Annotated in this window: 14 protein-coding genes; 1 reads left to right on the top strand and 13 read right to left on the bottom strand. The window is 62.8% G+C overall.

Features of this window, described 5'->3' with window-relative positions; translation table 11 throughout:
- The first annotated feature begins 308 nt into the window (after positions 1–308).
- Entirely contained in the window at positions 309–1,331 is a 1,023-nt protein-coding gene (locus NKH83_RS22225) for a substrate-binding domain-containing protein (RefSeq protein WP_352480048.1), read from the top strand.
- A 214-nt stretch (positions 1,332–1,545) separates the two neighbouring features.
- Here the strand turns inward: NKH83_RS22225 and NKH83_RS22220 are convergent, their stop codons facing one another.
- The 13 genes from NKH83_RS22220 to NKH83_RS22160 all read right to left on the bottom strand — a co-directional run bounded on the left by NKH83_RS22220 (position 1,546) and on the right by NKH83_RS22160 (position 13,717).
- Positions 1,546–1,956 carry a hypothetical protein gene (locus NKH83_RS22220; protein WP_352480049.1) on the bottom strand — a complete coding sequence of 137 codons (411 nt, stop codon included), beginning with the start codon at positions 1,954–1,956 and terminating at the stop codon, positions 1,546–1,548.
- A 3-nt stretch (positions 1,957–1,959) separates the two neighbouring features.
- Positions 1,960–2,181: a hypothetical protein gene (locus NKH83_RS22215; protein ID WP_352480050.1), complete on the bottom strand. Its 222-nt coding sequence runs from the start codon at positions 2,179–2,181 to the stop codon at positions 1,960–1,962.
- A complete protein-coding gene (locus NKH83_RS22210; protein WP_352480051.1) occupies positions 2,171–2,839 on the bottom strand; it encodes an anti-sigma factor in 669 nt (222 codons plus the stop codon). The genes NKH83_RS22215 and NKH83_RS22210 overlap by 11 nt, the downstream gene beginning before the upstream one ends.
- The gene (locus tag NKH83_RS22205) at positions 2,836–3,387 is read right to left on the bottom strand and encodes a sigma-70 family RNA polymerase sigma factor (protein WP_352807460.1); all 552 of its coding nucleotides are present in this window, start codon (positions 3,385–3,387) and stop codon (positions 2,836–2,838) included. The genes NKH83_RS22210 and NKH83_RS22205 overlap by 4 nt, the downstream gene beginning before the upstream one ends.
- Before the next feature lie 131 nt (positions 3,388–3,518).
- On the bottom strand, positions 3,519–4,358 hold the full coding sequence (locus NKH83_RS22200) for an alkaline phosphatase family protein (protein WP_352480053.1): 840 nt from the start codon (positions 4,356–4,358) through the stop codon (positions 3,519–3,521).
- A 93-nt stretch (positions 4,359–4,451) separates the two neighbouring features.
- Positions 4,452–6,152: an ABC transporter ATP-binding protein gene (locus tag NKH83_RS22195; protein WP_352480054.1), complete on the bottom strand. Its 1,701-nt coding sequence runs from the start codon at positions 6,150–6,152 to the stop codon at positions 4,452–4,454.
- Positions 6,152–6,976: an ABC transporter permease gene (locus NKH83_RS22190; RefSeq protein WP_352480055.1), complete on the bottom strand. Its 825-nt coding sequence runs from the start codon at positions 6,974–6,976 to the stop codon at positions 6,152–6,154. The genes NKH83_RS22195 and NKH83_RS22190 overlap by 1 nt, the downstream gene beginning before the upstream one ends.
- Before the next feature lie 10 nt (positions 6,977–6,986).
- Positions 6,987–7,946: an ABC transporter permease gene (locus NKH83_RS22185; RefSeq protein ID WP_352480056.1), complete on the bottom strand. Its 960-nt coding sequence runs from the start codon at positions 7,944–7,946 to the stop codon at positions 6,987–6,989.
- Between the two features lie 16 nt (positions 7,947–7,962).
- Positions 7,963–9,552: an ABC transporter substrate-binding protein gene (locus NKH83_RS22180; protein ID WP_352480057.1), complete on the bottom strand. Its 1,590-nt coding sequence runs from the start codon at positions 9,550–9,552 to the stop codon at positions 7,963–7,965.
- A gap of 155 nt (positions 9,553–9,707) precedes the next feature.
- Entirely contained in the window at positions 9,708–11,690 is a 1,983-nt protein-coding gene (locus NKH83_RS22175) for a CocE/NonD family hydrolase (RefSeq protein WP_352800676.1), read from the bottom strand.
- An 85-nt stretch (positions 11,691–11,775) separates the two neighbouring features.
- Entirely contained in the window at positions 11,776–12,369 is a 594-nt protein-coding gene (locus NKH83_RS22170) for a nucleoside deaminase (RefSeq protein ID WP_352480059.1), read from the bottom strand.
- Positions 12,369–12,872: an ureidoglycolate lyase gene (locus NKH83_RS22165; protein ID WP_352480060.1), complete on the bottom strand. Its 504-nt coding sequence runs from the start codon at positions 12,870–12,872 to the stop codon at positions 12,369–12,371. Before NKH83_RS22165 ends, NKH83_RS22170 begins: the two co-directional genes overlap by 1 nt.
- Positions 12,869–13,717, bottom strand: coding sequence for a bifunctional allantoicase/(S)-ureidoglycine aminohydrolase (locus tag NKH83_RS22160; protein ID WP_502895601.1), 849 nt, complete (start codon positions 13,715–13,717; stop codon positions 12,869–12,871). The genes NKH83_RS22165 and NKH83_RS22160 overlap by 4 nt, the downstream gene beginning before the upstream one ends.
- Between the last annotated feature and the right edge of the window lie 24 nt (positions 13,718–13,741).

Raw genomic sequence — 13,741 nt, 5'->3', positions numbered from 1 at the left:
CCGGCGCCGCAGGACTGTGACTCAGTCGGAAAGGAACTGCAACCTTTCGTGGAGTCTTCCAAAGCGCTTTGGTCATTTTGATCTCGCCACTGAATTGAGCACGAGTCAATAGGAAGCCAGGCTAATCGATTTAATTTTTGCGACTGGGTGCTGGTAAAAGTGCGTTGCAGCACAGTTTTCTGGCGGTGCAGCAGCAAATTCGGCTTCAAACCGGTCCGAACCGTGCGTATGGTCACTGCGCTCGGCAACGCGGTTCGTAGGGCCAGATCGTTTCAGATTAAAAGCGCTTTGAGGTTTGGAGGCCTCCGGTGAACCTCAAGCAGCTCTCCCACATGCTGGCGCTTTCGCAGACCACGGTGAGCCGCGCATTGAACGGCTACCCGGAAGTCAACGAGGAAACGCGCCGGCGGGTGGTCGATGCCGCCAAGCGTCATGGCTATCGCCCCAATCCGAGCGCCCGCCGGCTGGCGACCGGCAAGACCGGCATGATCGGCTATGTGCTGCCGACGGGAGCGACCGTCGATATCGACCCGCATTTCGTCGAGTTCCTGTCCGGCCTCGGCGACTATGCGCGTTCGCACGAACTCGACCTGGTGCTGTCACCGGCCGATGCCGACGACCAGGAGACGACCTACCGCCGCATTGTCGCCAACCGGCAGGTGGACGCGGTCTATATCTCCTCCCCGAGACCGGCCGACCGGCGGGTGGCGCTGGTCAACACGCTCGGCATTCCCTTCATCGTCCATGGCCGCAGCGAAGGCTTCGATTTCGACTACCCCTTCACCGACATCGACAATGAGGGCGCCTTCCACGAGGCGGCGCGGCTTCTCGTGCAGCTCGGTCACAGGCGTCTGGCGCTTATCAATGGCGACGATCGCGAGACCTTCGCCATACATCGCGAGCGCGGCGTGCGGCGCGCGCTTGCGGCAAGCGGCCTGGTGCTTCGTGATCAGCATGTCTGTTCCCTGACAATGACCGAGGAGAACGGTTATCGCGCCGCCAGGCGTCTGCTGGAACAAAGCGACGCGCCGACGGCGATCGCCTGCTCCAGCCTGATTATGGCGCTCGGCGTGGTGCGCGCGGTGCGCGACCTCGGCCTGACCATTCCGGGCGACCTGTCGCTGATCGCCCATGACGACGTCTTTCCCTGGCTGAAGCCGGAAAATTTTTCGGTGCCGCTGTCGACGACACGTTCGTCGATCCGCCTGGCGGGCGCACGCATCGCGGAACGGCTGGCGGCGCGGATTTCCGGCCTGGAGGAGGGCGCTCGCGGCGAGGTCTGGCCGGTCGACCTGGTGGTCAGGGGATCGGTCGCCGGCGCCCCGGCCTAGGGATCAAAACTTAATTACCCTGAGCGACCGAGTTCGAACCCATATCGGTTATTTGAGGTAAACCGGCCGATTGAGTTTTGCCCCCAATATCTGATGCCCAACATTATGCAGCGGCTTCGGGAGACCGGCATGCACAAATGCAGAAGCGTTAGAGCTTTGGACTTATTCCTTGGCCGCCTCGGCCGCTTTGGTGTCCAGCAGGCCAAAACCGAAATCATTTATCGCGGCCCTTGGGGCCGAGGTCCCTTGCCGTGGCGGCCAGTGCTTTCTCGACCCAGTCGGCGGAGCGATCGGGCGCCGCATGCAACAGATTGCCGGCGATCAGTCCGTCGACCGAAGTGCCGTGGTCGCGCGCCTTGATCGGCACGTCGGGCATGGCATTGAACTGCCTGATACCGGAGAGCGCCGGATTCTTATCGTCGATGCCGGTGTCGATGACGCCAACGCGCACATTCTCGCCGCTGGCTTCGTTGGCGTCGAGCGCGATGCGTTCGAACGCATAATTGACGGTGCTGGCCGCCTGCTGCAGCGAGTAGACATGGTTGGCCTCACGCCGCAAAATGCGGCCGTCGGCGGCAAGCTGTGCCTCCATGACGCCGACCGGGCAGCCATCCGGAATGCCCAAGCGTCAAGCCCGGAAGAACACCGCGCCGGTCGTTCCATGAGCCGGCGCTTTTCCGCCATCCTTCACGCCGCCGCCATCCTTGGCGCAGTCGGCGTTGGCGGCACTTCCCCGGTTCAGGCAGTAGATCTCCGCCTGGGTGAGGTTAGGATCGTTGGTTTGTGCGACGGCAGACGTGGCGAAAATTGTCATCGCCGCCGTCAATCGAATGACCGCCTTAGCCGCCATCAGCCGGTTTCCTTCCCTCCAGGGCAGCTTCGGTGAAAGGCTGGGCGGCAATAAGGCCAAGCAGTTTCTGATAGTCGGCGGCGGTCTTGGCCGGAACGCCGAGCCGGAAAACGCCGTCGGCGGTAGGCCCGCCGGCGATCGTCAACTGGTTCTGGTCGAGAAAAGCGACGATGTCGGACAGCTTCGCATCCGGTTTGAACTTCACAAGGGCAAACGGCATTTTGGCCAGATCGTCGTCCGATCCGGCAATCTCGAAATCGCCATCTCTGTTGCCGGTCTGCACAAAGGATTGCGCGACGACCAGGGCCAGCAGCACCGCGGCCGCGGCCCAGGCAATGCCGGCGGGCACCGCCAGGAAGCGGCTCCAGGCCTGCGCCAGCCAGGACGATGCCGCCGGCCCGCGGGCGGGGCCGGCCTCGGCATCGAGCGCCTTGGCAAAGCGGCTGAGCGCATCGGCAGGCGGGCGGATTGCCTCGTTTGCGGCAGCGGTGCCGGAGAATTCGGCCTCGGCCTCGCCTAGTGCGGCCATCGCCGCCGGATCGCTTGCCAGCCATTCCTCGATGGCTTCGAGCTCGGTGCCCTCCAGCGAGCCGTTCAGATAAAACGGCAGCAGCATTTCCATTTCGTCGCGGCGCGACATCTTTTCAGCGGCGCTCATGGCCACCCCCTGTCGTAACCGGCGGCCTTGGGGGCTTCGCCGAGTTCCTTGCGGGCGTAGAACATCCTGGTCTTGACCTGGCGACCGGGATGCCGAGTACCTCGCCGATCTCGCTCACCGATTGCCCGTGATAATAGGCAAGGTCGGTGCTCTTCCGGCATGGCATCGATGAAGCATCGCAAGGCAGCGCCCTTGTCTTCTTTCATCGTCACGACTTCCGGCGTGTCGGCGCCGTCGGCGACCTGGGCCGCGTCATCGTCGTCGATCCAGTCTTCCTTCTTCTTGCGCAGCAGGGACAGCGCCTTGAAGCGGGCTATGCCGAGCAGCCATATCGAGACCTCCGAGCGGCCCTCGAAGGCCGGCGCCTGCCGCCAGAGTTCAAGGAATACCTCGTTCGCAATATCGTCGGCCATCAGTTCCGATCCCGTCTGGCGTGCCGCGAAGCGGTAGAGCCGCGCGTGGTGGCGCATGAACAGGAGCCGCACGGCGGCACGGTCGCCCTTCGCGACGCGCTCGACGAGCGCGCGATCGGTCTCCGCGGCAGTCATCGCCGGTCGAGCCGCCTGGCTCCTGCCTGCTCTGTCGCTGATCGGCCCAAAAAGGTTCACCGGCATCCGCCGTATATTTGCGGAGGCTAACTGAAGAGCGGGAGCGTTGCCAGAGGGAGAAGAGGGCGCGCTCAACTCAGGAACGGCTTTGCCTTCATGGTGACCGGCACCGGCACGCCGAGGCGCGCAAGCACTGTCGGCGCGAGCTGCAGCTGATCGAGCAGCGTATTGGCCTCCGGGCCTTCGCCGGATCCGAAGTAATAAAGTGCGAAATCCTGCATCTCTTCGTCGTGGCCGCCATGATGGCCGCGATCGGTCTGGCCATGATCGGCGGTGACGATCACCTCGTAGCCGGCCTCCCGCCAGCGCGGCAGGAAGCCGGCGAGCATGGCGTCGATTGCATAGACGGCATGATCCATCTCGCGGCAGTCATGGCCGAAGCGGTGGCCCATGGAGTCCAGCGTGCAGCTGTGCAGGATGCCGTAGTCGATGCCGTAGCGCCTGGTCAGCATGGTCAACGTCGCGAACAGGTCGACATCGCTCGGCGTCATCTGGTTGCTGGCGTTGTAGCCGGTCATGGTGTGGAACCGGCCATGGCTGATCGGCCTGCCCGGCTGGTCGAACTCTATGTCCTCGACCAGGTCGAACGGATAGGCCCGGAAGAATTCGGACCAGTAGGAATGGGTGACCGCACCCGTCTTACCGCCGGCCCTGCTGACTTCGGAAAAGATGTCCGGCTGTTCGACGCGAAACCGGTTCTCGTTGGACAGGATGCCGTGCACTTGAGGCGGCACGCCGGTGTGGATCGAGGCATAGCAGGATGCCGAGGTCGACGGCAGCACGGAGCGCATCTTCCACACGCGCGCGTCGCCGGATTGCACCCAGCCTTCGAGATTGCCCATCAGCCGTCGCCAGTTCCGGTAAGGCACGCCGTCTAGGATGATGAGCAGAAGTTTTGTGTTGAGCGCCAAGGGCGCCTCCATGCGGCTTGATCGGAAAAGTCAGGGCGGGCCTGCCGTTCAATCCACGCCCGGACAGGATCGTCGGGCGCAAGGGGCAGCCCGCTAGTTCCCCGCGCTGGCCATGCGCCGTCCCTTGATCGCTTTCTCTAACCAGCCAATCTCCATTTCGGGCACCGACGACAGCAAAAGGTCTGTGTAGGCGTCGAACGGCGGCGTCAGAACCTTGCTCTTGGGGCCGTAGCGCACCACCTCGCCGCGATACATCACCGCGATCGAATCGGCGATCGACTTCACTGTTGCGAGATCATGAGTGATGAACAGATAAGCGACGTTTTCCTCTTTCTGCAGCTCGAGCAGCAGCTCCAGTATGCCGTGGGCCACCAGCGGGTCGAGCGCCGATGTCACCTCGTCGCAGATGATCAGCTTCGGCTTGGCGGCGAGCGAACGAGCGATGCAGACGCGCTGCTTCTGGCCGCCCGAAAGCTCGGCCGGATAGCGGTCGACATAGCCCTTACCCATCTCGATCTTGTCGAGCAGTTCGGCGACCCGTTTGTCGCGCTCGCGCCCGCGCATACCAAAATAGAATTCCAGCGGCCGGCCGATGATGGTGCCGACCGTCTGGCGCGGATTCATCGCTACATCGGCCATCTGGTAGATCATCTGCAGCTGGCGCAGATCCTCCTTCGGCCGGTCGGCAAGCCGGTTGGCGAGCGGCCGTCCGTCGAAGGTGACGGTGCCTTGTTCGGGCGGCAGGAGGCCGGTGATGGCGCGCGCCAGCGTCGATTTGCCGGAGCCGGACTCGCCGACCACCGCCAGCGTCTGGCCCGGGAAAATATCGACCGAGACGTTCTTCAGCACCTTGATGTGGCTGCGGCCATAGGCGGCGGTGATGTTCTTGACCGACAGGAACGGGCTCGTGCCGGGCTTCTGCTCCTGATGTTCGATCTCATGCACCGAAACCAGCGCGTTGGTGTATTCCTGGCGCGGCTCCTTGATGATCTGGCGCGTGCCGCCCCATTCGACCAGCCGGCCGTGGCGCAGCACCATGATCTCGTCCGAGACCTGGGCGACGACGGCTAGGTCATGGGTGATGTAGAGTGCCGCCACATGCGTGTCGCGGATGGCATCCTTGATCGCCGCTAAGACGTCGATCTGCGTCGTCACGTCGAGCGCCGTGGTCGGCTCGTCGAAGACGATCAGGTCGGGTTCCGAGCACAGCGCCATTGCCGTCATCACGCGCTGCAGCTGACCGCCCGACACCTGGTGGGGGAAGCGCTCGCCGATGGTTTCGGGGTTCGGCAGGCTGAGCTTCTTGAACAGCGCCACGGCGCGCTTTTCGGCTTCGGCCCGCGTCGCGATGCCGTGCAGCAGTGCTGCCTCGACCACCTGGTCCATCAGCCTGTGCGCCGGATTGAAGGCAGCTGCCGCCGATTGCGCGACATAGCAGACCTCGCGGCCGCGCAATTTGCGAAATCCCTCCTTGCCGCTTTTCAGGATGTCGCGGCCATTGAGGATGACCTCGCCGCCGGTGATGCGCACGCCGCCGCGGCCGTAGCCCATCGACGACAGGCCGATGGTCGATTTGCCGGCGCCGGACTCGCCGATCAATCCGAGCACCTTGCCTTTTTCGAGCGTCAGCGAGACATCGTGCACCAGCACGATGTTCTTCGGCGCCTCGCCCGGCGGATATACCGTGGCCTCGATGCGCAGATTGCGGATGTCGAGCAGCACGCCGGACTTCGGTTGCCCGGGCTTCGGTTGCCCAGACTTCGGTTGCCCGGGCTTTGGTTGCTTGTCAGCCATTACCCGCGTCCTCCCTTCAGGCTTGTCGTGCGGTTGAGCACCCAGTCGGCGACCAGATTGACGGAAATCGCCAGCGCGGCGATCGCTGCTGCCGGGATCAGTGCCGCCGCTATGCCGAAGACGATGCCGTCCTTGTTTTCCTTGACCATGCCGCCCCAATCGGCGCTAGGCGGCTGCACGCCAAGGCCGAGGAAGGAAAGCGTCGACAGGAACAGCACGGCATAGATGAAACGCAGCCCAAGTTCGGAAACCAGCGGCGACAGCGCGTTGGGCAGGATCTCGCGGAAGATGATCCAGATGCTGCCTTCGCCGCGCAATTTGGCCGCCTCGACGTAATCCATGACGTTGATGTCCACGGCGACCGCCCGCGACAGGCGGTAGACGCGGGTCGAATCGAGAATGCCCATCACCAGGATCAGCGTCACCAGATTGGTTGGCAGCACCGAGAGCACGACGAGGCCCATGATCAGCGTCGGGATCGACATCAGGAGATCGACGAGGCGCGAAATCAGCGTGTCGAACCAGCCGCCGAAAACCGCCGCCGAGAAGCCAAGGATAGCCCCAAGCGAGAAGGACAGCGCGGTGGCCAGCACCGCGATGAACAGCGTGACGCGGGCGCCGTAGATCATGCGCGAAAGGAGGTCGCGGCCGAGATTGTCGGTGCCCAGCAAATGTGTCGCCGACATCGGTTCCCAAACGTCGCCAACGATCTCGCCATTGCCGTGCGGTGCAATCCAGGGCGCAAAGATCGCCGCCAGCACGAACAGCGCCGTCAGCACCAGTCCGATCAGCGCCGGGATGGGGATGCGTTTCATGACGAGCATACCCGCCCCCTCACTTCGGATGTCTGAGCCGCGGATTGGCGATGATCGCCGCTATGTCCGCAATGATGTTCAGGCTGATATAAACGGCGGCGAAGATCAGCCCGACCGCCTGCACCACCGGCACGTCGCGCTTGGTGACGTGGTCGACGAGATATTGCCCCATGCCGGGGTAGACGAAGATCACCTCGACGACGACGACGCCGACGATGAGATAGGCGAGATTAAGCATGACGACGTTGATGATCGGCGCAATCGCATTGGGGAAGGCATGCCTGCGTATGACCGCGAATGCCGAAAGCCCCTTGAGCTCCGCGGTCTCGACATAGGCCGACTGCATGACGTTGAGGATTGCGGCGCGCGTCATGCGCATCATGTGGGCGAGCACCACCAGGGTCAGCGCCGCCGTCGGCAGCGCGATCGCCTGCATGCGCTCGCCGAAAGGCATTCCGTCATAGACGGTCGAGATGCCCGGGAAGATCTGGTATTTCACGGCAAAGAAATAGACGAGCACATAGCCGATGAAGAATTCCGGAAACGATGTCGAGGCGAGCGCCAGTCCAGAGATCAGTTTGTCGACCCAGCCATTGCGATAACGCACCGCAATCAGCCCAAGGATAATCGCGAGCGGCACCGCCACGACCGCCGCCCAGAAGGCCAGGAACAGCGTGTTCCACAACCGCCCCTTGATCGAGGTCGCAATATCCTGTCCGCTCGACATCGCGGTGCCGAGATTGCCAGTGAGCACGCCGCCGAGCCAGCGAAAATACCTGATATAGGCCGGGTCGTTGAGACCGAGCTGCTCGCGCAGATTGGCGAGCGACTCCGGCGTCGCCGATTGTCCGAGGATGGCTTGCGCGACGTCGCCGGGCAGGATCTGGGTGCCGGCGAAGATCAGAACCGATACGGCCAACAGCAGGAGAATGCCCAGCGCAATGCGCTGGGCCACCAGTTTCACGATGGGTGAGGACATATCCGCAAGGCCGGGCTCAGGCTTCGAGCCAGCACTTTGCCAGAGCGTATCCGTTCATCAGTTCCTGATGCGGATCGTCCACCCAGCCGGCAACCTTGGCGCCCGTCGCGTCGATGAACTGGTTGAACATCGGCAGGATGAGGCCGCCCTCGTCGCGAACGAGCATCGCCATGTCGCGATACATCGCCTTGCGCTTGGTGTTGTCGAGCTCGGCGCGTGCCGCCAGCACCATCTTGTCGAAATCCGGACGCAGGAAACGCGTGTCGTTCCAGTCGGCCGTCGACAGGTAGGCGGTCGAATACATCTGGTCCTGGGTCGAGCGTCCGCCCCAGTAGGAAGCGCAGAAGGGCTGCTTGTTCCAGACTTCGTTCCAGTAGCCGTCGCCCGGCTCGCGCTTGATCTCCAGCGTGATGCCGGCCTTGGCCGCGCTCTGCTGATAGAGCTGCGCGGCGTCGACGGCGCCCGGGAAGGCGACGTCCGATGTTCTGAGCAAGATTGAACCGTCATGGCCCGACTTCTTGAAGTGGAACTTTGCCTTGTCGGGATCGTATTTGCGCTGCTCGATATCGTCGGAAAACAGCGGGTATGCCGCATTGATCGGGAAGTCGTTGCCGAGCGAACCGTAGCCTCTGAGGATCTTGTCGAGCATCTCCTCGCGGTCGATCGCCAGCTTCAGCGCCATGCGCAGATCGTTGTTGTCGAACGGGGCCGTGTTGCAGTGCATGATGAAGACGTAGTGGCCAGGGCCGGCATGGTTGCGGATGGTGACGCCGGGTAGGCGCTTGATCAGGTCGACGATCTTCGGCTCGACGCGGTTGATCATGTTGACCTGTCCGCCCTGCAGGGCCGCCGTCCGCGCCGTGGCGTCGTTGATGACGATGACCTCGACCTGATCGGCATGGCCCATCTTGTCGCCCTGCCAGTAATTGGCGAAACGCTCGCCGCCATGACGCACGCCAGGCTCGTTGGTAGTGACCTTGTAAGGACCCGCCGAGATACCGGCATCGGCCTTGTCCTTGCCGCCGTTCGGCTGGACGATCAGGTGGTAGTCGCTGAGCAGATAGGGCAGGTCGGCATTCGGCTCCTTCAGCGTCAGCACGACTTCCTTGCCGCTGGCCTTGATGGTCTCAATGCCTTTCATATAGCCGAGCGCGCCGGATTTCGACTTCTCGTCCGAATGGCGTTCGAGGGTGGCGGCCACATCCTCTGCGGTCACCTTCTTACCATTGTGGAATTCGACGCCGTCACGGATCTTCAGCGTCCAGGTCTTGGCGTCGTCCGACGAGCCGATCTCCTCGGCGATGCGGTTCTCGAGAGTGCCTTCCGGGGAAAGCTCGACGATCAGTTCGCCCCACATCTTGCCGAAGGCGAACGGCACCTGCGTCAGGAACAGCGCCGGATCGAGGCTGTCGGCCGAAGAGCCGCCGACCAGGCCGGCCTTCAGCGTGCCGCCCTTGACCGGGCCTGCGGCACGCGCCGCGCTTGAAAGCAGCGAATTGGCGAAGGTTGCGGTGACGCCGAGCGCTGCTGCCCGGCCGAGAAAATCGCGACGGCTCAGCTTGCCGGACGCAACGCGCCGGCTCAGATATTCCAGTTCGTTCGACATGTTAAGTTCCTCACTCTGTTGGTCCGACCTTATGGTCGTTTTTTCTCATTTCGATCGGGAGAATAATGACCGTAAGGGAAAGCGGTAAGCAAGACCGAATGCGACATGCCGTGGCGTAAATTGTGCGTCGCAATTGGACCAATCGCTATAAGCGCTCAAAGCAGTACGCGCGGGATTTTCTCCTTGAAGTTGCGCTCGAAGACCAGTTTTTCGCCTTCATAGGCTTCGATTCTGGCGCTAACCACGAAGCTTTGCGCGTCGGAGCGCATTTCGGCGAAGGTTTCGGTGCGCACCGACCATTCATTTCGCGACAGCGTCTGGGTCCAATGCGTCTTGCCCGACGCTGACAACGGATTGTCGGGATGGATCGCCCATGTCTCTCTGGCGATGCTCCCGTGGGCGAGGCCATGCTCCAGGTCGCGCACTTCGCCGAAATCGTCGACGATGGAAAGCGTGATCAGTCCGGTCTTTTCGTCGCGATCGACATGACGTTCGGAATTGGCGGGCCGAAGTGTCTCCGTTGCCCAGGGCGTCGCGCCTTCGGAGGCGGGGAAGGTGACCTCATCGCCTGTCGCCGGCGGGCGCAGCGGCAGCATCAATGTCGCGGCCGACAATTCCAGCCGGACCGGCTCCGGCGACGGCCAGATCATCGGCCAATAGCTGTTGGAGATGGCAACGCGCAAGCGGTGGCCGGCCGGCGCCCGATAGGCGCATTGGTCGAGCACCACCCGGGCGCTGACGGTTTCCCCTGGCACCAGCGCTTCGGGAAATTCGTGCGAGTTGCGATGCGTCAGGTTAAGCACGCCGTACGAGATCAGCTCCGACGCCCCGTCCGGATGGACGTCGCACAGCCGTACCGCGATGTTCGCCTGGCGGCGGTCCGACGAGACCCTGACCACAACTTCGGGAGCACCGACAATGTCGACCGTTTCGGTCAGCACCGGCTGGTCGAAGCACACCGACAGCGCATCGTCGGGGCGTTGGTCACCAGGCAGTTCCGGACCGAAGGTGAAGGGGAAATATTCGCCACCGGCAAGGCCGCAGTTTTGCGGCGAAGCGACGATAGCGTGATTGCCTTCAGCGATAAGCTCAACCTCTTGCGTCTTGATGTTGGGTGACGGCCATTCCGATTCAGCGACCCAGCGGCCCGGCCGCGCGGGATGCCAGCGCGCCGGACGCACGCTGTCCATGAGATAGGCGCGGTAGGCGGGGTCGGCCTCGACGCCGGTGTCGATGTCCTTGAGCCAGCGGTCCCACCAGCGCAAGGCCTCCTGCAGGAAGCCGATGCGGGGTTCGGGCGCGGCGTAATGCGGGTATTTGTGGATCCACGGGCCGACGATGCCCTTGACCGGCGCCTCGATGTTGGCGGCGAGGTGGGAAATCGTATTGCGATAGCCGTCATGCCAGCCACCGATCGACAGCACCGCGGCATGGATGGCGGAATAGTCCTCGCAGATCGAGCCGCGCTTCCAATAGGCATCGCGATGCTGGTGCTTCAGCCACAGCGGCGCCAGGAAGGGCTGGTTCTCCAGCCGGGTCAGCCACAGGTCGCGCCATCTGTTGTCACCGGCCAGCAACGGATCCGGCGGCCTTGAGGAATAGGACAGCATGGTCGAGGCCCAGCCGAAATTCTCGATCAGCAGGCAGCCGCCCTTGTAATGGATGTCGTCGGCATAGCGGTCGACCGTCGAACAGAGACTGATAACCGCCTTCAGCGCCGGCGGCTGCTTAGACGCTACCTGCAGGCAGTTGAAGCCGCCCCACGAAATGCCCATCATGCCGACATTGCCGTTGCACCAGGGCTGGTCCGCCGCCCAGGCGATGACGTCGCAAGCGTCCTGCAATTCCTGCTCGGAATATTCGTCGTCCATCAGCCCTTCGGAATCGCCATTGCCGCGCATGTCGACGCGGATCGAGGCGTAGCCGTGGCCGGCAAAATAGGGATGCGTCAGCTGATCACGATAGATCGTGCCGTCGCGCTTGCGATAGGGCAGGTGTTCGAGGATTGCCGGCACCGGATCGTCGGCAGCATCGGCCGGCATCCACACCCGCGCCGACAGCCGGCAGCCGTCCGGCATGATGATCCCCATATCCGGAAATTCGACGATCTTTCGTGGGAATTCAGTGACGATTTTCATGCGGGCGAACTCCAGGAGCGCCAGATGATGGAGTCCGTGAGAGCGCGTCGTGGGCCAGTCAACGAATTCGGCTGGTCAATCCGCGTCAATTCAGCGGAATGTCGTTTTCGTCCTTGCCGGCCTGATAGGCGGCGGACAATTCGTCATAGCGCGCTGATATTGTGCCGATCCGCGCTTCCAGCCGCTCGCGTTCGGTCTCAGGCAGCGATCGCACCAATTTGCGGATCGAAAAGCTCCTCCAGTAGGCATTCTCGGCATTGTAGCCGCCGGGATCGAGGGTGAAGACCTCCTTCAGGATCTTCAGATCGTGCGGGATATCGAAGCTGTCGCGCGAATCCTCATGGCTGAAAAGATAGTAGAAATTGTCGAAGCCGGTCCAGGTGATCGCCGACAGGCAGAGCGAGCAGGGTTCGTGCGTGGCAAGAAAGATCGCGTCCTTGGTATCGACGCGTTCGGCCTTAGGCATTTCGTAGAAGCGCTTCAGGCAGTGCATCTCGCCGTGCCAGAGCGGATTTTCGATCTCGTTGTTGGTTTCGGCAAGCACCAGCGAACGGTCGTCCTTGCGCAGGATCGCCGCGCCGAACAGTTTGTTGCCGTGCGCGACGCCTTCGACGGTCTTCGGCACGATGTCGTGCTCGATGACATCGAGCAGGCGATCGATCAGCGAAATGTCGGTCATCACCGGCTCCCGTCGGGAAGATGGATTTCGTAAGGGTGTGAGAAATGACACTCTTCGACGTTGGAGCCGTCGCCGCCGCGGTCGACGACCACAAAATCCTGGACATCGCCGATCGGCGTCAGCACGCCGTGCCACAGATTGCGCGGGTAGTTGACGCCTTGCCCGGGCGCCGTGATGAAGGCGTGCGGCTCGCCAGGTCCTTCCTCGCCATCATGGCAGACGACGACCAGGAACGGCCGTGGTGACAGCGGGATGAAGGCCTGGCTGCCGAACGGATGACGCTCCACCATGGTCAGCTTCAACGGCAGCTCATAGGGGGTGCCACGCACCATGGAGATCAGCACGCGCGCATTCGGTCCTCGTGCTTCCGCGGTGGCGAGGTCGTGGTAGCGCTCGGCCTTGCCGCCATTGATCGGATAATGGTTGTCGCCGCCCATGTCGATGACGTCGCCGAATTCGGCGAAATTCTCGCGGGTCAGCGGCCGCGCGACGATCCGCGTCATGGTGAAGGTCTCGCGACGCCGGCGCTGCCAAGCTTGGCGTGGCGGTTGACGTCCTTATAGAGGAGGTAGCGGAATTTGCCCGGCCCGCCGGCATAACAAGCCTGCGGGCAGAAGGCGCGCAGCCACATATAGTCGCCGGCTTCGACTTCGACCCAGTCCTGGTTGAGACGGTAGACCGCCTTGCCTTCCAGCACGTAGAGCCCGTGCTCCATCACATGAGTCTCGGCGAACGGGATGACCGCACCAGGCTCGAGCGTGACGATGGTGACATGCATGTCGTGGCGCATGTCGGCCGGATCAACGAAGCGCGTCGTCGCCCATCGGCCTTCGGTACCCGGCATCGGCGTCGGCGCGATGTCCTGTTCGTTGGCGAAGAACGCTTGCGGCTGGTCGATGCCGTCGACTGCGTCGTAAGTCTTGCGGATCCAGTGGAAGCGGACGGCGGCACCGCTTTCATTGCGCACCGTCCACCCGCTCGCCGGCGGCAGGAAGGCAAAGCCGCCCGGCCTTAAGCTATGTTTCTTGCCGGCAAGCGAAACGCATAGCTCGCCTTCGACCACGAACAGCGCACCTTCGGCGGCGGCGTCAAGCTCAGGGCGGTCGCTACCGCCGCCGGGCGCGAGCTCGACGATGTATTGCGAAAACGTCTCGGCAAAACCCGACAGCGGCCGCGACAGCACCCAGACCCGTGTCCCATCCCAGAACGGCAAAGCGCTGGTGACGATGTCCTGCATCACGCCCTTGGGGATCACGGCATAGGCCTGTGTGAACACAGCGCGGCCGGTCAGCAATTCACTCTGGCCGGGATGTCCGCCTTGCGGCGCATAATAGGTTCGTTCGGCCATTTTCATCATATCCATAAATTCAAG

It is taken from the genome of Mesorhizobium sp. M0909, assembly GCF_040319515.1.
GTDB lineage: Bacteria > Pseudomonadota > Alphaproteobacteria > Rhizobiales > Rhizobiaceae > Mesorhizobium.
The sequence above is the reverse complement of the archived record's forward strand: the minus strand, read 5'-3'. Positions and strand labels throughout refer to the sequence as shown.